Annotated in this window: 24 protein-coding genes; 15 read left to right on the forward strand and 9 right to left on the reverse strand. The window is 66.9% G+C overall.

The features are described 5' to 3' along the window. Positions 1 to 690 precede the first annotated feature (690 nt). The 15 genes from BA062_RS39580 (at position 691) to BA062_RS41425 (ending at position 10,724) form a co-directional block, all read left to right on the forward strand. Entirely contained in the window at positions 691 to 936 is a 246-nt protein-coding gene (locus BA062_RS39580; protein ID WP_146240083.1) for a hypothetical protein, read from the forward strand. 168 nt (positions 937 to 1,104) lie between these two features. Beyond that, positions 1,105 to 1,392: a hypothetical protein gene (locus BA062_RS26625; RefSeq protein WP_110341346.1), complete on the forward strand. Its 288-nt coding sequence runs from the start codon at positions 1,105 to 1,107 to the stop codon at positions 1,390 to 1,392. A gap of 75 nt (positions 1,393 to 1,467) precedes the next feature. After that, complete coding sequence (locus BA062_RS26630; protein WP_146240084.1) at positions 1,468 to 2,223, forward strand: DUF7178 family protein; 756 nt, start codon at positions 1,468 to 1,470, stop codon at positions 2,221 to 2,223. Positions 2,224 to 2,236: 13 nt separating this feature from the next. Then, the gene (locus BA062_RS39585; RefSeq protein ID WP_146240085.1) at positions 2,237 to 2,536 is read left to right on the forward strand and encodes a hypothetical protein; all 300 of its coding nucleotides are present in this window, start codon (positions 2,237 to 2,239) and stop codon (positions 2,534 to 2,536) included. A gap of 48 nt (positions 2,537 to 2,584) precedes the next feature. Further along, positions 2,585 to 2,893 (forward strand): hypothetical protein, encoded by a 309-nt coding sequence (locus tag BA062_RS26635; protein ID WP_110341350.1) that lies wholly within the window; start codon positions 2,585 to 2,587, stop codon positions 2,891 to 2,893. A 194-nt stretch (positions 2,894 to 3,087) separates the two neighbouring features. Further along, positions 3,088 to 3,657, forward strand: coding sequence for a hypothetical protein (locus BA062_RS26640; RefSeq protein ID WP_110341352.1), 570 nt, complete (start codon positions 3,088 to 3,090; stop codon positions 3,655 to 3,657). A gap of 61 nt (positions 3,658 to 3,718) precedes the next feature. Further along, complete coding sequence (locus BA062_RS26645) at positions 3,719 to 4,594, forward strand: hypothetical protein (RefSeq protein ID WP_110341354.1); 876 nt, start codon at positions 3,719 to 3,721, stop codon at positions 4,592 to 4,594. Between the two features lie 146 nt (positions 4,595 to 4,740). Beyond that, positions 4,741 to 5,325, forward strand: coding sequence for a hypothetical protein (locus tag BA062_RS26650; protein WP_110341355.1), 585 nt, complete (start codon positions 4,741 to 4,743; stop codon positions 5,323 to 5,325). A gap of 99 nt (positions 5,326 to 5,424) precedes the next feature. Continuing rightward, complete coding sequence (locus BA062_RS26655; protein WP_110341356.1) at positions 5,425 to 6,015, forward strand: hypothetical protein; 591 nt, start codon at positions 5,425 to 5,427, stop codon at positions 6,013 to 6,015. A 31-nt stretch (positions 6,016 to 6,046) separates the two neighbouring features. Next, positions 6,047 to 6,604 (forward strand): hypothetical protein, encoded by a 558-nt coding sequence (locus tag BA062_RS26660; RefSeq protein ID WP_110341357.1) that lies wholly within the window; start codon positions 6,047 to 6,049, stop codon positions 6,602 to 6,604. 5 nt (positions 6,605 to 6,609) lie between these two features. Continuing rightward, positions 6,610 to 7,425, forward strand: coding sequence for a hypothetical protein (locus tag BA062_RS26665; RefSeq protein ID WP_110341358.1), 816 nt, complete (start codon positions 6,610 to 6,612; stop codon positions 7,423 to 7,425). A gap of 43 nt (positions 7,426 to 7,468) precedes the next feature. Beyond that, positions 7,469 to 8,398 carry a hypothetical protein gene (locus BA062_RS39590; RefSeq protein ID WP_146240086.1) on the forward strand — a complete coding sequence of 310 codons (930 nt, stop codon included), beginning with the start codon at positions 7,469 to 7,471 and terminating at the stop codon, positions 8,396 to 8,398. 118 nt (positions 8,399 to 8,516) lie between these two features. Further along, positions 8,517 to 8,711 carry a hypothetical protein gene (locus BA062_RS26675; RefSeq protein ID WP_110341360.1) on the forward strand — a complete coding sequence of 65 codons (195 nt, stop codon included), beginning with the start codon at positions 8,517 to 8,519 and terminating at the stop codon, positions 8,709 to 8,711. 68 nt (positions 8,712 to 8,779) lie between these two features. Continuing rightward, positions 8,780 to 10,024: an IS256 family transposase gene (locus tag BA062_RS26680; RefSeq protein ID WP_110341587.1), complete on the forward strand. Its 1,245-nt coding sequence runs from the start codon at positions 8,780 to 8,782 to the stop codon at positions 10,022 to 10,024. 220 nt (positions 10,025 to 10,244) lie between these two features. After that, positions 10,245 to 10,724, forward strand: a complete 480-nt coding sequence (locus tag BA062_RS41425; RefSeq protein WP_110341361.1) for a flavin reductase — start codon at positions 10,245 to 10,247, stop codon at positions 10,722 to 10,724. A 109-nt stretch (positions 10,725 to 10,833) separates the two neighbouring features. On the opposite strand, the gene BA062_RS26690 is transcribed toward BA062_RS41425, so the two are convergent. The 9 genes from BA062_RS26690 to BA062_RS26730 all read right to left on the reverse strand — a co-directional run bounded on the left by BA062_RS26690 (position 10,834) and on the right by BA062_RS26730 (position 21,315). Next, complete coding sequence (locus tag BA062_RS26690; RefSeq protein ID WP_110341362.1) at positions 10,834 to 12,273, reverse strand: aldehyde dehydrogenase family protein; 1,440 nt, start codon at positions 12,271 to 12,273, stop codon at positions 10,834 to 10,836. A 38-nt stretch (positions 12,274 to 12,311) separates the two neighbouring features. After that, positions 12,312 to 13,415: a zinc-binding dehydrogenase gene (locus tag BA062_RS26695; RefSeq protein ID WP_110341363.1), complete on the reverse strand. Its 1,104-nt coding sequence runs from the start codon at positions 13,413 to 13,415 to the stop codon at positions 12,312 to 12,314. 531 nt (positions 13,416 to 13,946) lie between these two features. Next, complete coding sequence (locus tag BA062_RS26700; RefSeq protein WP_110341365.1) at positions 13,947 to 14,729, reverse strand: N-acyl homoserine lactonase family protein; 783 nt, start codon at positions 14,727 to 14,729, stop codon at positions 13,947 to 13,949. A 38-nt stretch (positions 14,730 to 14,767) separates the two neighbouring features. Next, a complete protein-coding gene (locus BA062_RS26705) occupies positions 14,768 to 16,402 on the reverse strand; it encodes a long-chain fatty acid--CoA ligase (protein WP_233520114.1) in 1,635 nt (544 codons plus the stop codon). 52 nt (positions 16,403 to 16,454) lie between these two features. Then, a complete protein-coding gene (locus BA062_RS26710; RefSeq protein WP_110341369.1) occupies positions 16,455 to 16,973 on the reverse strand; it encodes a flavin reductase family protein in 519 nt (172 codons plus the stop codon). Then, positions 16,970 to 18,283 carry a bifunctional 3,4-dihydroxy-2-butanone-4-phosphate synthase/GTP cyclohydrolase II gene (locus tag BA062_RS26715; RefSeq protein WP_110341371.1) on the reverse strand — a complete coding sequence of 438 codons (1,314 nt, stop codon included), beginning with the start codon at positions 18,281 to 18,283 and terminating at the stop codon, positions 16,970 to 16,972. Before BA062_RS26715 ends, BA062_RS26710 begins: the two co-directional genes overlap by 4 nt. Before the next feature lie 14 nt (positions 18,284 to 18,297). Then, positions 18,298 to 19,098, reverse strand: coding sequence for an enoyl-CoA hydratase/isomerase family protein (locus BA062_RS26720; RefSeq protein WP_110341373.1), 801 nt, complete (start codon positions 19,096 to 19,098; stop codon positions 18,298 to 18,300). Continuing rightward, complete coding sequence (locus BA062_RS26725) at positions 19,091 to 20,152, reverse strand: acyl-CoA dehydrogenase family protein (RefSeq protein ID WP_110341375.1); 1,062 nt, start codon at positions 20,150 to 20,152, stop codon at positions 19,091 to 19,093. The genes BA062_RS26720 and BA062_RS26725 overlap by 8 nt, the downstream gene beginning before the upstream one ends. Beyond that, positions 20,149 to 21,315, reverse strand: coding sequence for an acyl-CoA dehydrogenase family protein (locus BA062_RS26730; protein WP_110341377.1), 1,167 nt, complete (start codon positions 21,313 to 21,315; stop codon positions 20,149 to 20,151). Before BA062_RS26730 ends, BA062_RS26725 begins: the two co-directional genes overlap by 4 nt. Between the last annotated feature and the right edge of the window lie 21 nt (positions 21,316 to 21,336).

The raw sequence follows: 21,336 nt of genomic DNA on the forward strand, positions 1-21,336 counted from the left end.
GAAGTAAACGGATCGAACCGAGAGGGTGAGGACCAGGGCACGGCGTCCCTGCGAGCTCTCCGATTCGGTCAGTACCTCCTTCCGGGTGTCGAGATGACAGTAGTCCCGTAAAGCGCGGGCAACGGCTTGGGCCGTGCGGACAGCAGCGAAACCGTGCAGAGCAGCGTGAAGAACGACGCGTAGCCAAACGCGCATTTCTAGTCTGGAATGCGTAGTAACTGCGCTTGCAGCTTCGCGACGTAAAGTTCTTGCTATAAAGCGGAGAAGCGCGCATAAATGGCATGCCTGCCACAGGTGTGTCCCCAAGATAAGTCAATGGTGGTCCAGCACCGAAAAACGTCGCAACGTGTAGGCGTTCGAGGTTGTTTTAGGCGGTTGCCGACATTGGGTTTCTCTGGCTTGAGAGCGTCACTCTCGCCTGCCCATAGCACGCCAAACCCTTACGGGCATGGTTCCTTGCGTTGCGCGCTAGACATAACGGCTTATCCCAACAGTGTTTTAGAGATTCAGGGAATGTGCCATCGAAACGCGCAACCCTCACCCGTGAGTAGTGCCGTATTGCCCGGATACAGGATCTGTCCCCTTTGCGGAGATCTCACAACGGCGAGGGTTGCGCGTTTCGGTGCCAGTTCACAACTGGCCTGAATCGCTGCCAGTCAACCACTTTCGCACACGAAATGGAGTACCGCCATGACTACGACTCTGATCGATTGGTCCGCCCGGATTAGCGCCATGGCGGACGCTCTGTCCGTTCCGGATGGCGGATTTTCCGTCAACCCGAGCGACGGTTCCGACATCAGCACGGGCTATGCGGTTGCCGTACATCCGGAACACGAACGCGTTTTCGACGGTTCCGTGACCAGTAACGATCTTCACGAGTACATCGCGCAAGCAAAAGACGCTCTTTCGCTACCCGGTCGCGTTCTCGGTGGGTAGCGCGACCCTGCGACCGGTCGCGTCTACCTGGACGTTTCCGTCGTGACCGCGGACCTGTCCGACGCAATGACCCTCGCGCGGGAAACCGCACAGCTCGCCGTTTTCGATTTTTCCGCCATGGAATCCATTCCGGTCACGGTCGCGGCGTGAATCAAGGAGTGAAAACCGATGAGTGCAGTCATTGTCATGATCAGCGACGGGCAAGCGCGACGGATTGCGTCCGATTGGCACGACGGTATGTCGTCCGCTCTGTATTCCTTCGCGTCATCGGGTGCGATTGACCTTGACCGCGTACGGGACGAGATCTCCCGCGAGCTGTGGCAATTGGACGTCGGAGAAGTGCGACGCGAATTGCTCGCCCTGGACAAGTACGTACGAACGGCCGGCGCGCGTCCCGCGCAATCGGGATGGTCCCGCTTGTGGGACGACTCGCCGGTGACCGTGAATCACACCTAAGAGGACTGAATTGTCATGCCTGCCCCCAGCGATCACCCATGGTTCCGGGCGCACCCTGTGAGTCACGAAAACATCGTGTGGCACTGGGAACAGGCCACACCCGACGAAATCGCGCAAGGAATGCGCTGGTATGCCGACGCGCACCACGTGGCAACCGCCATCGCGAACGGTGACGCCCATCTCGGCGCCGGAATGCTCGCGATTTACTCACCACAACAGGGATGGATCGGCAACGTCCTTAATGCCGCTCGCGTATTGCGCGAGGGTAGGGGAATCGGCGGGCCCGGTTCCGGAATGTTCGCCACGACCGGCCAGAAACGCGCTGCGGATCGGCTGCTCGTCGGTGAGCGGTATGAGGACATCCTCAACGGTCCGAAAATCCGCGACTTTGCCCACCTGATCGAGTTCGGCGGAGATCAAGATCCGGATGACCCGCGCGTGGTGATCGATCGGCACGCGCTGTCGGTGGCGCACGGTCGCGCGCTCACCTCCGAGGAGTACGACTCGGCGCCGGTCAACGGGTTCCGCCGTAAGGACGGATCGGTTTCCCGTCGGCAGTACGACCACGTGGTGAGCCTGTACCGCCGTGCCGCGGAGCTGATCTCCGCACGCGGGGGAGAACGGGTCTCGGCGCACCAGGTGCAGGCCGTGACCTGGTTGGTCCGTCAACGGCTCAATCAGGAAGCCGAGCAACGGCGCGGCCCCAACCGGCTGGACAGGGGACGCAACCATGCCCGCGCGAATTCCGAACGCGCGTGGAACGAATTCCGGACCGTCTACCTGCCTGATCTGGCCACGTGCCCCGGTACGGGTTACCAGTCGGCTGCCTAAGTGAGGTCTCACGATGACTGACACGCAGAACCGTTCGATTCCGACAACTGTTATTCGGGTCGGTGACCTTATCTTTCTGGACAGTTTCTCCGGACTCGTACCGGCCAAGGTGACCGGGTACACCCCGCGCGGCGAAATCGCCGTATTGGTGACCGCCACGCGCGGCGCCTACCGCCGTGGCGAACACACCACATTCGCCCCGAGTGGCTGTGTCCCGCGCGCACACGTCCGCGTGCGTTGCGGACAGTTCCGCATCTTCGGCGCGTGGACCTTTGACGGACTGCGCGACGAATTTCAACCGCGCTGGGCCTGAAACCCGCGCACGTAACCGACCCGATCGGCCAACGTCAAGGGAGATCACATGTCCACCGACACGGACAACGTCGTAGAGCTTCACTTTCAGTACGCCCAAAACGGCTACGTCATGACAGACGACACGTACGGCGAACAGGACGCCGATAGCGCGGTCGCGTTCACTCGTGACGGGTGTGCGTTTGTCGCCTGCGAGCGCGCACCGCGCGGACGTTGGCGTATCGAGTCCACCGACGGCGCGGCTGGTCCGGTGCCGCTGTCCGCCTACCGGTACCGATTTTCGGGCCTGGCGGACGCTGCGGAGTACGTCGCCAAGAAGTGCGGCGCCACGGTCCGCCGAGTCGATTCCTGGATCTAGCGCAATCGTCCAGCGCATCCCCGGAAATTTCACTGATAGTCAGCCGCGTGTCTCGGCGCCCGTTCATACGGGCGCCGCGCAGCTCTCACCCGCGCGCAACGGTTGCAACGGCTCGGCTTTCCGTTGCGGATTGTTCGACTCATCCGCGCGTACGTCATCACCTCCGTTTCCCGAATCAGTAAAGGAGTTCAACCATGTTCGTGTACGGCGTGTCCCTCACCGATATTCACAGCGTCGTACGCGACGTGTCCAGCGCGCTCTACGACGGAAACATCACCGTGCGCACGGGCGAGGATCGCAGCAACCGCGCAGGCCCCCGCGCCACGTTCACCCTTCGCGCCACCGACACAGCGGGTTCCGGCGCGAAGGGAAGCGCGTCCGCGTTCGGTAAGGGCACCGGTCCGAACGGCAGGCGCCGCACGATTTCCGCGTGTTGGCACGCCCACTACGACGTGCTGGCTGAGTTGTTCGCCCGATTTCCGGCCGCCCGTGTGGTTACGGCGGTCGCCACCTACACCGCGGCCACGTTCCGGGAACGCGCTCTGGCCACCGCCTGCCTGAATGTCGGAAGTCAGTTGTACCCGGTGACCGCGCCGGATTGCTGCGAGTGCGACCACACCGACTACGTCGACACCTTCGACCAGGTCGCCGGCACCGGTTACGTCGACGACTCCGACTGGATGCCGTCGGGCGACGCGATGCGCCCGAACACGGACGTCGACTACTTCCTTGATCAGCTCGACCGCGTGCTCGCCGAACAGTGACTCCCTTTTCCCAGCACCTCCGCACATTCACGCAATTCGACCGACGAAAGCGAGCACCACGATGACCAACGACCATTCGACCACTCTGGACGCGCTGCGCGCGGAGCTCGACCGGGAGCGCGCACGGGCCGATTCTCTGGAGACGGTGAACCGTGTGCAGGCCGGCAGCCTCACCGGCCTGGCCAGGCTCGCGGAGGAACTCCGCTGCCAGGTTGCCGACCTGCACGACGATGCGCTGAGCTCGCGCCCGATGCCGGTGCAGGGCTTGCGCAACGTCACCGGCCGCATGGACGGTTTGGCGGAGACCTTGAGCCGCGCGGCGCGCGGCTACTCCGGCGCCCGGACCACGGACATGATCTACCCGTCCGTGGACGATGACCTCCGCGCACACGGGTGGACGCCCCGACCTGACCGGGGCCTGGACGGCGTGTTGCCGCCGATCCCGATCACCGAGCTGGGCGACCGGCGCGGCTATGCGCGCGGCTGGCATCGCGGCCCGCAGTGGATCACGTTGTGGTTCACCGGACCGTGTGCACTGGCCTACGCGGACATCAGCGACCACGGCCGGCTCACCGACGTCGACGCCGTGCGCGCCGTGATCACCTCCCGCCGGCCGTTGTCCGCGGAGGCGCTGATGAAGTGGGTCGCGGCCCGGCAGCAGGCGCACACGGTGCCGTTCGATGCCTCGTACGTCCGGGTGTTCGCGCACCTGCGGTCGTCCTGGGGTGGGGGCCTGGTTGTCGATGATCGGTGCGACGAACACGGCGCCCCCGCGCCCGATGGGCCCGGTAAGCGCTCCGTGTGGGCCTGCCCGAGCGACCCCGATTTCCGGCTCTACGTCTGGGGCATCGGCAACAAACCGGCCCACGTCCGCTACTGGGCCGGGCCCGTGGTCGACATGGCCCACCTGGTCCAGATCACCGGCCACTGCCGCTGACCTCCGTCTCTCCTTTCCCGCCGGTCGGCCGTCCCCGTCGACGGTCGGCCGGCGCCTCGTCGTGCGCCGGTTACCGCCACACCTCACCACTAGGTCGGCCAGCTCGACTCGGGCTGGCCGTCAACCAGCAACCACGGGAGAACCCCATGACCACCCTCGACCTCGCACACACCGTCGCCGAGCACCTCGGCACGGGGTGGCGCGCCTACACCGGCAAGGCCGCCGACGGCTCGGAAGCCCATCTCGCCGGACCGAACGATCAGGTCCTCGACCTGTTCGACGGCACCACCACCGGCCGCAAGACCGACCAGGGCCGATTGATCATCGCCGGTCACCTCGGCTTCCTGCGCAACCACGTCCCGCAGGACCACGAGCAGGACCACAAGATCACCGTGGACCAGCGCAAACCGCCCGACGTGATTGCCCACGAGATCCGGCGCCGGCTGCTGCCGAACTATGAGGCCGCGCTGCACGCGGCCTGGGACGAGAAGCACGCCAGCGACGGCATCGCCGCCGCCCGTGAGCAACTCGCGGCGACCGTCGCGGCACGCCTGGGCGTGCAGCGCCAAGACCAGGACACCGACTTCCACTTTGGCACGGTCGACGCAGGCGTCCACGGACGCGTCTGCGTGCGGCCTGGCGCGTCCGACTCGGTGTTCACCGTCCGCGTCCCGCACGACCGGGTGGCCGAGTTCGCCCGATTGCTGGCCACGTTCGGACACCTTCCTTGATCACCTCCGGCCGTTCGGTCCACCCCCTCCTGTGGCCGAACGGCCGGACTGTGCCTTGCCGATTCCGCTCACCTCCGGCCCGAAGGGACCGATACCGCCATGACCACCTCCTCCACCATCGCCCCCGTGGCGGACGTTCTCGACTGCGGCCACCCGCCCACCCCGGACCCCAGCGGGATCGGCACCGGCCGTGCGATCGACCCGACCACCGGCGCCACGAGCTGCTACCCGTGCTCGAACGAACGCGAACGCCACGCGATGACCCGCGCGAACACGTTCGTCGCCTACGTGTCCTCGGCTGGCGACGCGCTGACCACCTGGCCCGGCGGGCACCTGGCCACGATCGACCCCGCCGACGCCCACCAGGTCGGCCGGCGCACCTACACCCCATTCGGCGGACGGTGGACCCGCTACGTGTGGCACGCCACCGACGTCGACGGAGGCCGCTGGACCGGCGTCAACGGCGGCCGTGGCCTCGTCATCCGCGTCCACCGGCTGCGCGTGTGCACCTGGCAAACCGAGTTCGGCAACGGCCGGCCCCCGCGCTACTGCCACCGCCGCGCCACCCACGCCGGCCAGGGCGGCGCCTTCGACCTCTACTGCCGCACCCACGCCCGCCAGGTCTTCGACCTCTACGGCTGGACCACCACCGCCCTGTCACCCCGCGCGCTCGCCCAGACCGGCGCGTGAAACCGCGCCACCACAAGGAAAGGAGTCCCTCGTGTTCGTGAAGTTCTACGACCGCCTCGATCTGTCACGGGCGCGCCTGGACGACGTGCTCACGGTGCCCGCGAACCGCGCCAAGGCGCTCGACGTGGCGCGGGAGCGCCACTTGCCGCGCCAGTCGCTCACCCGCGCGACCACCCGCATGGGCTTCTGGGTCTACGTCTTCCAACTCGGCGCCGATGTCCAGCTCGGCACGGTCACCCTGGCCGGCGCCGAGCCCGGACCCGAGCACGTGGTCACGCTGCCGGTCCGCCAGCTCGACCACTACACCACCCCCGGCATGCCGTTGACCGAGATGGCCGGGCTGCTGGCCGCGGTCGCCGAGGACTACCCGCCCACCGCGCTGACCGCGCTGCTGGCCGACAGCCTCACCAAGGTCCTCGACCTGTGGGCCGACGCCCGCCGCAACGGCCGGCCCGCGATCGACATCCGCGACCTCGACCGCGCCGTCACCAGTGAACTCGCGCCTGCCGTCCGTGCCTGGCGTACCGGCGACGCCTTCCCACGCCCGCGCCTGGCCGACACGGCCTGGCCCGAACCCGTTCCGAGGTGAACACCATGCCTATCGACGACCCCACGACCGCAACCCCGTCCGAGATCGACGAAGAGCTCGCCCGGCTCGGTATCGAGCATGCCAAGGCCACCGACACCCTCAACGGGCTCACCGCCCGCGTCCAGCGTCTGGTGAACGACGGCATGGCCGAGTACGCGACTGAGTTGCGGCCCCGGATCGAGCAGGCCCGCCAGACGATCGCCGGGTGCGAGGCCGCCGCGCGGCCCCTCGATGCGGAGTTCGAGCGTCGGGGCGGCTGGACCCGCGCCTGGCTGGTCGACAACAGCGGTCGCCACGTGCACCGCACCATGGCGTGCCGCACCTGCTTCCCGTCCACCCGGTTCGCCTGGCTCACCCAGCTCTCCGGGCACGACGAGACCGAGATCGTCGAGCAGGCTGGCAAGGCCGCGTGCACCGAGTGCTACCCGAGCGCGCCGGTCGACGTCCGCAACCGGCCCAGCCGGATCAAGACCCCCGAGCAACTCGCGCGGGAAGCGGAGAAGGCCGAACGGGCGAAGGCCAAAGCCGCCAAAGCGATCACCGCACCCGACGGAACGCCCTTGCGCACCAAGGGGTATGGGCAGATCGACACCGAGTTCACCGCGCGGCGCTCCTACGCGGACGCCTTGGCCTACGCCCGGTATCTGACCAGGGCAAGCATCGCCCACCACCGAGACACCATCGCCGAGTACCGCGAGGATGCGCAGCTCATCCTGGCCGCGCTGGCCGCCAAACACGGCCGGACCGTGGACGACCTGCGCGCCGAACTGGCGCCGAAGGTCGAAGCCAAGTGGAACCGCGAACACCGCAACTGGGGCTAATCGCTCCCGTCAGGCAACCCGTTCTCGCGAAAGGACTCATCCGATGTTTCTGGTCGAAACGCTGGAAGACCTGGTGCACAACTACCTCGAAAATCCCGCTCGGCCCGGCTCGGCCGTCGGCAAGGTCAACGCGCAAGACCTGGTCAGCCACGTCGTGCAGCACCTCGCCGAGCGCGGGGTCGACGTGGGATTTCAAGACGGCTCACGCCTTACCCTGCCGGGCAGCGCGCCCCGGTGGCCGGAGTCCGAGCGGCACCGACTTCCCTTGGTACTCCAGGAAAACGACGACGGGCACGTCCGCATCTACTGCGACGGCCGCGACTGCGTCTGGTCCTGGCCACTCTACCAGCACGCGAACGCGCAGACCAATGGCGACACGATCACCAACGCTGTCGAGCATGCCATCCGGAGACACCGCCACTCCTGGCCACTCCGGCAACCAGCTACGCAACTCAGCGAGATGCCCTCCTCAGCACCAACTCGCCACGGGGAGGGCATCGCGCTGCATGGGCTGACACACATCCGAAGGAGCTCGAACCGCCATGACTACCAACGACATTCACGATGCCCGGCAACTCATCGCCGAGATCAACGTCCCCGCGGAACGCCCGCGCTGGGCTTGGTGGGCCCCGGTGACGCCACCCGGTACCACGCCACGCTGATAAACGCAGCACCCAGCGCCACCACGGTCGGCACCGCGTCGGGTGGCACCTTCCGCGCTCTCGTGATCACGATCGAACTGTTCAGCTTGAGTCCCACCTCGATCGTGATCCCGCGGCCCAATGCCGACTTAGACCGTTACACCGCAGAGGAATGGGTCTTCCGGCGGTTTCCTGGTGGCTGGTGGGCCGGTGTCCGGCCGCTGCTGGCCGCACTGGGCTGGACGCCCACGACCGACCGCGACACCAGCTACCGCAGCACGGACCACCGCGACATCACCACGGCGCAGCGCGGCCCAGACGCCGCCCGCTAGCACCAGGCACCGCAGTTCCCCGGCCACGCGGCCGGACTACCCACCCGCACCCACGCCACACCGACCCGCGTCCGCGCGGGCCGGCGATGACGGCCGCCCGCCTTCCGAGGAGATCATCATGAACAGCACCGACAACACCGATCTGCCCACCATCGCCGATACGGCCAACCGTAAAGCCACCTTCGAGCCGATGACGAACGAGGACGAACGGCCGACGATCACCGTCGCCGGAGTCCACGTCGCGCTCTACGTCGACCCGGCCAGCCGACAAGCGGATGTGGCGGCTCACGGGACTGTAATTTCGTTGGTGTAACTCCTGAGGTGAAGGAGACATCTGTGACTGATGGGACGGGCAACGGCGGCGAGGCGAAGGCTCCGGCGATGGCGGATGGAGTGGACGATCAGCTGGTGCAGCAGCTGGCGGATCGGGCGCGGGCCGAGGGTCTGCAGTTGACCGGTGAGGGCGGCCTGCTGGCGATGCTGACCAAGAAGGTGGTGGAGTCGGCGTTGGAAGGCGAGATGGACGACCATCTCGGCTATTCCAAGCATGACCCGGCCGGCCGCAACGGCGGGAACTCTCGCAACGGCCGGCGCGGCAAGAAGGTGCTGACCGAGGCCGGCCCGGTGGAGATCGCTACCCCGCGGGATCGCGACGGCAGTTTCGAGCCGCAACTGGTGGGCAAGGGCCAGCGCCGGCTGACCGGGCTGGATGATCTGGTGATCTCGTTGTCCGCCAAGGGGCTCACGCATGGTGAGATCGCCGCGCACCTGGCCGAGGTGTACGACGCCGAGGTGTCCAAGCAGACCATCACCACCATCACCGACCGCGTGATGGACGGCATGGCCGAGTGGCAGAACCGGCCGCTGGATGCGGTGTATCCGGTGGTGTTCATTGACTGTGTGAATGTCAAGATCCGTGAGGGCAACGTCGCGAACCGGCCGATCTATCTGGCGCTCGGCGTCACCGTGGAGGGCACCCGCGACATCCTCGGGCTGTGGGCTGGCGAACACGGCGACGGCGAGGGAGCCAAGTACTGGCTGCGGGTCCTCTCGGAGATCAAGAACCGCGGCACAGCCGACGTGTGTATCGTCGTGTGCGACGGACTCAAGGGCCTGCCCGAGGCCATCGAAACCGTGTGGCCGCAAGCGATCACCCAGACCTGCGTCGTCCACCTCCTGCGCAACAGCTTCCGCTACGCCTCCAAGCGGGACTGGGCGGCGATCGCGAAGGACCTCAAGCCCCTCTACACCGCGCCCAGCGAGTCGGCGGCACTGGACGCGCTGGCTGCCTTCGGTGACAAGTGGGAGGCCCGCTACCCGGCGATCATCAAGCTATGGGAGAACAGCTGGGCGGAGTTCGTGCCGTTTTTGCAGTTCGACGCCGAGATCCGCACCGTGGTGTGTACCACGAACGCCATCGAGTCGATCAACGCGCGGATCCGACGGGCGGTCAAGGCCCGTGGCCACTTCCCGACCGAGGCCGCCGCGCTCAAGTGCGTCTACCTAGCGTTGATGAGCCTCGATCCCACCGGCACTGGGCGCAAACGCTGGGTCGCCCGTTGGAAGGCGCCGTTGAACGCTTTCGAGCTCACCTTCCCCGGACGCCTGACCACGAACAAGAAGTAGAACCGACAAGATCAGTTACACCAGCTTCTTGACAGACCCCGGCTCGGCTCACCAACGACCCTGCCAAATGCGCAGGGCGCGGGATATGGAATAGGGATCGTCGAAGGGGTGCCCGTGGTGTGCGAGCACACGTCGCACAACATTCGGTACCCGCGAACGAAGCAGGAAAGATGGGGACCTGCTCGGCCTCACCCTCGTCGCCGCCGGAGAAGCGACATGAGTGAGTGCGGTCTGCTTGTGGACGAAGGGCTGTTCCGGGAAGCCACGAGCCAGTTCCCCAGCGGGTCACGATAGTCACCACCGTCGACGCGGCCGGCCGTCGCTGGGTTTCACCGCGAGCGCGTTCGCGGGCCCCGTCCGTCAGTCCCCGCTTGTTCTGGTATGCCTCGACAGGTCGGCCGACTGTCACTCCGCCTTCGGGCGCACCCACCGGTTCGCCGTCAGCATCCTAGGCCCGCGCCATACCGGCTTCGCCGTTCGGTTGCGACGAAAGGAGGGCGTACTTGGAACGCCCCGCCTTCAGAATGCGGTGGCGACGGTTGAGTGCGGGTCGAGGCGCGTTACCCGGGGCGGCGACCATACGATCCTGGTCGGCCGCATCCATCCAACACACTCACTCGGCCCGAGACACCAGTGGTCTACGCGCGGAGGAGATTTTCGACGCCCCGGTGTGACACGAGGAAGCGACGGCAGCTCGTGACGCGCACGGTACTCGGCGCAGACACTGCGGCCTGCCTTCATGGCCACGGTGCGACAAACTCTGGAATGTCTCTATTTTGGGCTGCGCCAGAAAACCTGAGATTTCCCTACTACTCTTGCTGGCTGATGACCGAGTCCGGCAGCTGGACTGATTTTGTCTGGAGATATTCCTCGAGGCCGGCGGGACCGAGTTCGCGGCCGATGCCGGACTTCTTGTAGCCACCGAATGGTGCGCGTGGGTTGTAGGGGGCGCCGTTGATGTCGAGCTGCCCGGTCTGTATCTGGCGGGCGAGGGCGATCGCGCGCCGGTGGTCCGCCGACCAGATGGCGCCGGAGAGCCCGTACATCGTGTCGTTGGCGATCCGGAGTGCCTCGTCGTCATCGCGGTAGCTCATGACGGCCAGTACTGGTCCGAAGACTTCCTGTTGTGCTAGTTCGGAGGCGCTGTGCACGTCGGCGAGCACGGTGGGGGCGATGAAGTAGCCGCGCTCGCGTGCGGGCTCGGGGCCGCCGGTGACGAGTCGGGCTCCGTCCGCGACGGCACGTTCGATGTACCCGCGGACGCGTGCTTGCTGGGTCTGTGAGGCCAGCGGGCCGAGTCTGGTCGCTGGGTCGAACGGGTCTCCGACGGTGTAGCGTTGTGCGGCCTGGCGGGCGAGCAGGAGCGCCTCGTCGTAGCGTGATTCGGGCACGAGCATCCGGGTCCATGCCGCGCAGGTCTGGCCGGAGTTGAGGAATGCGTTGCCCACGCCGACTTTGACGGCGGTGTCGAGGTCGGCGTCGTCGAGGATGATGTTGGCGGACTTTCCGCCGAGTTCGAGGCATACCTTCTTGATGGTGTCCGCGGCGATCGAGGCGACGCGCCTGCCGGTCGCCGTCGAACCGGTGAAGGAGACGAGGTCGACTCCGGGATGACCGGCTACCGCCTCGCCGACCTCTGGTCCATATCCCGTCACCAGGTTCAGGACTCCCGGCGGTAGGCCAGCCTCGTGTGCCGCCTCCACGAACTGGTACACCGACAGGGGCGCCACCTCGCTTGGCTTGAGGACGACGGTGCATCCCGCCGCGACAGCCGGCAGCACTTTCGCGACCACCTGATACAGCGGGTAGTTCCACGGTGTGATGGCCCCGACCACCCCGTAGGGCTCCCGGATCACCAATGAGTTGCCGACCTGCTCTTCGAAGTTCGTTTCCTCGAGCAGGTCCCGATAGCTGCTGGCGATCGCCATGGGCACGGCGGTCTGCACACCGCGCTGCACCTTCAGTGGCGCGCCGATCTCCTGTCCGATGGTGGTGGCGATGTCCGGCAGTCGGGGCTCCAGTGCCGCGACCAGCCGGGCCACCCGGTCTCGGCACTCGGCCATGGACACACCGGGATCGAACGCGTTCCGCGCCGCTGTCACCGCACGGTCGACGTCGTCGACGGTTCCGGCCGGCACGTGTCCGATGACCTGCTCGGTGGCCGGGTTGACCACGGCGATGCGGTCTGTCCCGCTGGGTTGCACCCATTGCCCGCCGATGTAGTGCTGTGTTCTGTCGTGCTGGTCCAATGCTGCGGCCTTCCCGGTCGATGGTCGTTGCTGTGGTCTCACATCACGATGCTGGCGCGCACGACCTTGCGGCTGTCCGCTGCGGCGAACGCCGCGTTGATGTCTTCCAGGGGAAACGTCGTGGTGGCGAACTGGTCCAGCGGGAGCCGGTGCTGGTTGGCCGCGAGAAAGGAGAGCGCTTGGCTCAGCGCTGTGGGTTCGTACAGCGAGACGCCGATGATGCTCTTGTTCGCGGTGACCAGCCGGGATGGGTCGGCTGCGTAGGTTTGTCCCATGTTGATGTTGCCGACTTCCAGGTACCGGCCGCTCTGGGCGAGCATCTTCAGGCCTTCCGGCACCACGGCCGGGGTGCCGACCACCTCTACCACCACGTCCGCGCCGCCGTCGGTCAACTTGCGCGCCCGCCGGATACGATCCGCCGGATCGGGATGATCAGCGAGGCTGATCACCTCGTCAGCTCCGAATGCGCGGGCCAGTTCCAACCGCTCGGGGACCGCGTCGACCACGATGACCTGCGCGGCCCCGCGGGCGCGGGCAACCGCCGTCGCGAACAGCCCGAGCCCGCCGGCCCCCTGTATGATGACGCGTTCGCCAAAGCTCAGGTCGGCTCGCTCCAGTCCGTAGATCATCTGCGACAGCGCACAGTTGACCCCCGACACCACTTCGTCAGGCAGCGTGTCCGGCACGGTGTAGAGCACCGCGCCGGCGGGGAGCAGAAAGTAGTCACCGTAGCCACCAACGAAGTAGGGTGGTCTGCTGGCGTCGCCGAGCATGGCCATCGTCAGCTTCTGACAGGACACGCGCCGTCCCGCCAGGCAGCTCCGACACCGGTGGCAGGGAAAGAAGTAGGGGAAAACCACCCGTGTGCCCGTCTGCACCGGCGCGCCGTTGGAGTCCTCGGTGACTCGTTCGCCGGTTGCGGCCACCGAACCGACCATCTCGTGGCCGAGCACGGTTGGTAGCGTCCCGCCGAGCCCGCGGGTGACGAACGAACCGTGCCAGGCGTGCAGGTCTGAGCCGCAGATGTTGGCTCGGTGTACCTTCACCAGCACTTCGTCCGGTCCAATCGACGGTAGCGCGACGCGCCGCAGCTCAAATGGCTGCTCGGGTGCGTTGAATTGCGCGATCCGGCCCTCGAACATGTATTCTTCCTTTCTCGCCAGGCCTGTTGCGGGGCCCGCGGAACAGGCGACAGGCCTACTGGCGGCGCGGTCCCGCGGTGAGTCGCAAGGGTTCCGTTTCGCTACACGCCGGGTCCTGGTGAGGAGTCGTTTCTGGGAGCGGTAGTCGGCGGCGGCTGGTGGCCGTGGTACGGCGTGACCGGCGTCGCGGTGGGGTCGAGCGTTCCCGCGGCGATGGCGGCTTCCTGGTGGGCGATCTCCGCTTCCAGAGCTCGATTGTCCCCGCGAGCGCGTGCGGCCAGTGAGCGTGCCGCTGTCGGGAGGAGCGTGCAAGCACCGGGGATGCTTGGTCCGTGCTGGCAGCTTGTGCCGCCAGGCTGCCGGGCGACGTCGGTTGAGGGTGTACCGCGCAACAGCGCACCTCCGAACCGGCGGCGTGCTGGGCGCGCGCACCGCACGCAGCTGGTGGCCGCGGGGATTGGGTGTTCCACCCATGCTTCGTGTCGTGCACGGCACGACGTGCACGAGTATTCGACGAGAACAGCCATGGTGTCAGTCGTAGCAAGCGGGTGCGTGCTTGAGCGTCGCCCAGTCCTCGGGATCGTGGGAGATCCACACCGTGGCATCGTGCGCCCTCGCGAGCTGCTTGAGGCGACGGATCGAGCGGACCGCCTGCAAGGTGTTGTAGTCCGACGGCATCGGAAGGTCTTCGGTGAGGGCCTGGCGGAGGTGGACGGTGTCACCGGTGAGCAGGAACGTCTGGTTGGGCAGCCGCACCAGCACGCTAGTGTTGCCGGGGGTGTGACCTGGCATGCGGTGGATGACGATGCTGCCGTCGCCGAACAGGTCATGATCCGTCGAGAGCTGGTTCCATTTCCAGTCACGCGTCGTGTCGAAATCCGCGGTCCGGAAGAAGGGTTTGGCCGCGGGCAACGGCCAGTACGAGTAGGGCAGGTCGCCTTCACCGATGTACAGCTGAGCGTCGGGGAAGAGCCGGATGCCGCCGGCATGGTCGAAATGCGCGTGCGAGACGATCACGTGATCGATGGCCGAGGGCTTGTAGCCAAGCGCCTCGAGTTTCCGGTCCACACGGTCCTCCGGTCCGTAGGCGAGTCCGACGACGTCCGCGAGGTCGCCGTAGACGGCGTGCGGGTCCTTGGCCGCCTCAAACGCGATGCCGGTGTCGAACAGGACCAGCCCCCGGTCGTGTTCGATGAGAAAGGACGGTACCGGAATGGTGACCTGCCCCTGCCCGTTGACGATCATGATGCCGGTGTCGAGTGTGAATTCCGCCCCCGGCAAAGCCCACATCCGGTTGGCTGTTCCCGTGTTCATGTCGTTTCTCCTTGGTGTCGTCTTGACTTGGTTTCGCGTCAGGGGGTCTTGTCCGTGCTGTGGTTGTTTCCGGCGGCAATTTGTTGACGGAGCAGCTTCTTGTCGAATTTTCCGACTCCGGTCTTGGGTACCTCGTCGACGAACACGAAGCGGTCCGGCAACCAGAACTTGGGGAACTTCTCACGGAGGAATTCGGTGAGATCGTCGGACGCCACCGGCGAGTTGGTGGCGACGATGGCGATCGGTCGCTCCAGCCAGACCGGATCCGGTGCGGCTACCACCGCGGCTTCCCGGACTTCCGGATGCCCCATGAGTGCGTTCTCCAAATCGACTGACGAGATCCATTCGCCACCGCTTTTGATCAGGTCTTTGACGCGATCGACCAGCGACAGGTAGCCGTTCTGGTCGATGACGCCGACGTCGCCGGTGTGGAACCAGCCACCAGCGAAGCTGTCCTGGGAACGTGTGTCGTGGTAGTAGGCGCGGGCCACCCAGGGGGAGCGCGCGAGGATCTCCCCGGCGTGTTTGCCATCCCAGGGCAGCTCTTCGCCGTGGTCGTCGACCAGCTTGATCTCCACGAGCGGCATCGGCTGGCCTTGGGTGCCGAGCAGGCGGAACTTCCCCTCGTCGTCGAGGTCGGTGAACTGGCTTGTGAGGGTGGTGAAGGTGAGCAGCGGCGACGCCTCGGTCATGCCCCAGCCCTGGCACACGTGCACGCCGTGTGCTTGCTGCCACCACCGTATCTCGCCGATCGGGGGCGCCTGGCCGCCCAGCCACAAGGTGTGCAGCGAGTCGAGAACGTAGGATTGCCGTCCGGATTCGAGTTCCTGGCGCATGAGCATGCCGACCGTCACCGCGGCGACGCAGACACTGACTCGGGCGTGCTCGATGATCTCCAGGTAGTGGTGCGGTCGTGGCTGCGTTCCCGGCAACGCCAGCGATGCTCCTTGCAGGGCGCAGGCGTACGGCATGCCCCACGAGTTGACGTGGGACATAGGCGTCACCAGGAGATAGGTCTCCCGCTCGGCGACGCCGATCGATCCCTGCAGGCACAGGATCAGGGCGTGCAGCACGGTGCTGCGGTGGCTGTACACCACGCCCTTGGGTTCCCCGGTGGTGCCCGACGTGTAGCACATTCCGGCTGGGCTGTCCTCGTCAACATCGGGGAACTCGATCTCCTCGTCGGCGTCGGCGAGCAACTCCTCGTACCCGTAGACCGGTCCCAGCGCGGTCGTCGGCGGCGGGCCATCCCCGAACACGACCACTGCTTTCACATTGGTGAGCCGGTCGCGGATCTGTTCCAGCATCGGCAGCTGTTCAGGACTGACCAGGAGCACGCTGTCCCCGGCGTGTTCGATGACGTACCCGATCTGGTCCGGGGATAGCCGGATGTTGATGGTGTGCAGCACCACGCCCATGCAGGGCACCGCGAAGTAGGCTTCGTAGTGCTGGTCGGTGTTCCAGCCCAACGTGCCCACCCGGTCACCGGTGCGTACGCCGAGCCGGTTCAGCGCGTCAGCCAGCCGCCGAACTCGCTTCCCGAATTCGGCGTAGGTATAGCGGCGGTAGCCGTCGTCGCGCCGCGTGATGATCTGTTTGTGCCCGAAGAGCCGTTCCGCGCGCCACAACAGCGTCTTCAGTTGCAGCGGCCGGTCCATCATGAGACTGTCCACGCTGCTCTCCCTTCGAACTCGGTGCCGGGTGTACCGGCTTTCCGCCTCGCTGTCAGGCGGAAAGCCGGGCGAAGTCCCGGGCGTAGTAGACAAGGGGGGTGTGATCGCGCAGCCGCACGTTGACCGCTTCGCCGATGAGGATCACGTGATCACCGGCCGGGTGGCGGGCCTGCGTCCGGCACACCAGGGAGGCCACCGCCTCTGGCAACACCGGCAGACCGTCGGCGTCCGTGTCGAATTCGCCACCGGCGAACTTGTCCGCTCCCTTGGTGGCAAACCGTTTCGCCAGGGGAGCATGCTCTTCGCCGAGGATATTGACCACCCACTTGCTTGAGGTGCGGAAGGCACGGTAGCTGTCGGCGGAGACGGCCAGACAGGCCAGCACCAGCGGCGGTTCCGCGGATACGGAGCAGAAGGCGCTCGCGGTGAATCCCCACCGCGCTCCGCAGTGGTCGGTCGTGGTCACGATGGTGACTCCGCTGGGGAACCGGGACATCGCATCGCGAAACTGCGCCGCGAACGTCTCATGCGCCGGAGGGCCCTGTTGGCCGCGTGCGGTGGTCTCGGTCATGGCTGCGACTGCTCCCGGGCGGTTGTCGGCGTGCCGCCGACCGGATCCAGCCGGTGTCCCAGCCGGTCTCGTTTGGTCATCAGATAGGCGGCGTTGTGCTCACCGGCCGTGACGATGAGCGGTACGCGCGACGCGATCGTGATGTCGTAGCCCGAAAGCCCCGAGTATTTGGCCGGATTGTTGGTCATCAGGCGAATCGAGTGGACGCCGAGGTCGGCCAGGATCTGAGCCCCCACACCGTACTCGCGGCTGTCCACCGGCAGGCCAAGGGCCAGGTTCGCGTCGACGGTGTCCAATCCCTGGTCCTGCAGGGTGTAGGCACGGAGCTTGTGCCCGAGCCCGATGCCGCGGCCTTCCTGACCTCGCAGGTACACCAGGACACCGCTGCCTGCCTCGGCGATTTCGCGCAACGCCTGGCGTAGTTGCTCCCCGCAGTCGCAACGCGCGGAACCCAGGACGTCGCCAGTGAGGCACTCGGAGTGCACGCGGACGAGGACCTCGTCGCGGTTCGCGCCGTCCCCCGCCACGAGGGCGAGGTGCTCGGTGCCGTCGAGCAGGGAGGTGTAGCAGAACGCGTCGAAGGTGCCGTAGGGTGTCGGCAACGGTGCCTGCGATGTGCGTTCGACGAGGCGCTCGGTGCGCTGACGGTAGCGGATCAGATCCGCGATGGTGAGCACGGTGAGCCCGTGACGTCGGGCGAAGGCGGCCAGCTGTGGCCTGCGGGCCACCGTGCCGTCGTCGTTGACGATCTCAGCGAGCACGCTGGCGGGTCGCTTCCCGGCCAGCCGCGCCAAGTCTACTGCGGCCTCGGTGTGCCCAGCCCGTTTGAGCACGCCGCCGGGCCGAGCGCGAAGCGGGAAAACATGGCCGGGCCGGGTGAAGTCGTGCGGACCGGCCGCCGGGTCGCTCAGTGCCCGGATTGTCGACGCTCGGTCTGCGGCGGAAATGCCAGTGGTGGTGCCCTCGCGCAGATCCACCGAGACGGTGAACGCGGTGCCACGGGGATCGTCGCCCATGGCCACCATCGGTTCCAGGCGGAGTTGGTCCAGCCGTTGCCCGTCCATGGCCACACAGGCGAGGCCGCTCGTGTGGCGCACCAGGAAGGCTATCTGTGCACTGGTGACGGTTTCCGCCGCGATGATCAGATCACCCTCGTTCTCGCGATCCTCATCGTCGATCACGACGACGAACTCGCCCCGGGCGAAGGCGGCCACCGCCGCGCGCACCGCCGTGTCGGCCTCGTCGGTGTTCTGGGAGCCGGACACCTGGATCGGCCGCGCGGACCGCTCGTGACATTGCATCTGTCGCATTCGTCGACACCGTTTCACTCTGGGAGTTTGGGCTCGGATCGTTTGACACCTGTTTTCCGCTTGGCGCGCAGCGCCGCCAACGTCGCGGCCGAGTCCTCCGTGGATTGCACGACGGCCATGTGTGAGGCGATCATGTTCAAGTGCGTTCGCGCGTCCAGGTGCAACGACTCGTATGTCGCACGCTTGATGAAGCCGACCGCCACCGGGGGCAGTGCCGCGAGGCGGGCGGCCAGCTCGTAGGTGCGGGTGAGCAATTCGCCGTCGGGGTAGCAGTGGTTGGCGAGTCCGATTCGCTCCGCCCTCGGGCCGTCTACCACGTCGCCGGTGAGCAGGAGTTCGAGTGCGCGGGCAACGCCGACCAGCCGGGGAAGCCACAGGCAGCCACCATCGCCTGGGATGAGGCCCGCGTGAATGTAGCCTTCGCTCAACCGGGCCGACTCGCCGACCAGACGGATGTCGCACATCAGCGCCATGTCCAGACCGGCGCCCACCGCGGTCCCCTGTACCGCCGCGATCACCGGTTTGTCCAGGTCCTCCAGGGCGCGTGCCACCCGGTGTACCTCGTCGGTGAGCATCCGCCGACGCGACAGCGGCGCCGGATCCACGGAGGTCAACTCGTCGAGGTCGATACCGGAGCAGAACGCGCCGCCTGCACCGCGCACCACGACCGCCCGCACCTGATCGTCCTTGGCCGCCTCGTGCAGCGCGTCCGCCCAGTGACGCACCATCTGAAGGGTGAAGGCGTTCTTCCGCTCGGGGCGGTTGAGCAGAATGGTGGCGACCGCGTCAGCCCGGGAGTACTCCAGGTCAGCCATTTGCGCGCACCTCCGCCGGGTCGGTCACAAGCGTCCACAGATCTGGTGCGGCGCAGGCAGCCGCGCCGAGTTCCCGCTCCCAGAACCGCTCATTGCCGAACTCGTCGCGCCATGACCACAAGCGGGTGGTGATCAGCCGCAACGGATGCTCGTCGGTGAAGCCAAGCGCGCCGTGTACCTGATGGGCCAGTCGCGCCACCACGCCCGCGGCACGACCGGCCTGCGCCTTGGCCGCTGCCGTGAGGATCCAGTCCGGTTGCTGACCAGCTGTGGCGGCCGACATCGCGACCGTGGTGCTGGCCGCCGCCTCCTCAGCCATCGCCGCGAGGTGATGGCTGACGGCCTGGAACCGGGAAATCGGGCGGCCGAACTGCTCCCGCTGCCCGGCGTAGGTGATCGTCGAATCGAGTGCGGCTTCCATGGCCCCGCTGAGCAGCAGTGCCCGGCCAAGCGCACCGCGAACCCGAAATGCCCTGCCGGAGATCGTGGCGTCCACTTCGGTGACGTCCTCGCCCGGCACGAAAGTGTCCTGCAGCAGCAAAGTATCCCGGGGCTCTCCGGCCAGGTTACGGCCACGTTCCCACGCTTCCCTCGGCGAGTCCAGGATCGCCACCAGCGGCTCGGCACGGTCAAGCAGCACCGCGACCCGCTCGGCCAGGTGGCCGTAGGGAACCCTGGACAGTTTCCCCGTCAACCGGTACCCCCCGGGGCATCGGTCGACTGCCATGTCCGTGGTCGCCGACGCGGTCAGCGGACCGGTCGGAACCGTCCGGCTGGCCGCGGCCAGTAGCCACCCTGCCAACAGCGCCGTCTCCGCCAATGGCACCGGCACCGCGGCGCGTCCGATCTCGTGCACCACGACGGCGGCCTCGGCCAGCCCCGCCCCGGCCCCACCAGAGGACTCGGGCACCGGCAGCACGGTGAACTCCGCCTTTGTCAAGGAGTCCCATACCTCGTCAGCCCACCCGCCTGAGTACCGGGCCGCGGCCTCCGGCGTCCACTCCGAGCAGATCTGAGCCGCGGTCGCCGCGATCGCGTGCAACTCCTCGTTCATGCGCGCTCCAACGCCTTGGCGACGACCCCGCGCAGCACCTCGTTGGTGCCACCGCGCAGGGTGTATCCGGGGGAATGAAGCAGACCGCGAACAAGGTGGCCGGTGAACGTGCCCAGCGCCGCGTCCGGATCCGGCATCTCGTCGGCGAGCATCCGCGCCCGCTCGGCCACCTCCTGTTCGAACCGGGTGCCCAGATCCTTGACCAGCGCGGCGGCCACGTCGGCGGGTTTGCCCGCCGCGAGCATTCCGGCGACAGACAACGACAACTGCCGCAGGGTGAGCAGGCGGGACGTGAGCGCGCCGATCTCGGCGACCGCCGCCGGGTCTCGGTCCGCGCGTCGGCGTACCTCGGAGACGAGCGCGGCGAGCAGGGGGAAGGTGGTGAGCAGGCGTTCCGGTCCGCTGCGTTCATAACCCAGCTCAGAGGTGACCTGGCCCCAACCGCTGCCGATCTCACCCAGCACGTACCGATCCGGGACGAACACTCCGTCCAGCTGTACCTCGTTGAACTCGTGCTCACCGGTGAGCAGCCGGACCGGCCGTACGGTGACACCCTCGGCACGCAGGTTCACGATGAACTGGCTCAGCCCGGCGTGCCGATCTCCGGTATCCGGTGCGCTTCTGGCGAGCACGAAGAACCACTGCGCCCGATGTGCTCCGCTGGTCCACACCTTCGTCCCGGTCAGCCGCCAACCGCCAGCCACTCGGACCGCTCGTGTCCGCACGGAAGCCAGGTCGGAGCCGCTGTCAGGTTCGCTCATGCCGATGGCGAAGTAACAGCGTCCCGCCGCGATCTCAGGCAGGAACTCCGCCCGCTGCTGTTCGCTGCCGTAGCGCAGCAGCGAGGGCGCTGTCTGGCGGTCAGCGATCCAGTGCGCCGCCACCGGGGCCCCCACGGCGAGGAGCTCTTCAAGTACCACCTGCCGATCCAGCACCGTCCGTCCCTGCCCGCCGTACCGGCGCGGAATGGTCATGCCAATCCACCCGTGCTCGGCCAGCCGCCGGGAGAACGGCTCGTCCCAGCCGGTCAACCAGGAGTCACATTGTGGGGTGAACGCACCTCGCCGGATCTCGGAATCGAGAAACGTACGTACTTCGGCCCGGAGCGGTTCCAGACCGGGCGGAACCCGCACCACATCTATCGGTAGAACGCGGCTGCTCATCAGTGCCTCCTGTTGTGACAG

This window comes from Prauserella flavalba (assembly GCF_003202235.1).
GTDB classification, from domain to species: Bacteria; Actinomycetota; Actinomycetes; order Mycobacteriales; family Pseudonocardiaceae; genus Prauserella_A; species Prauserella_A flavalba.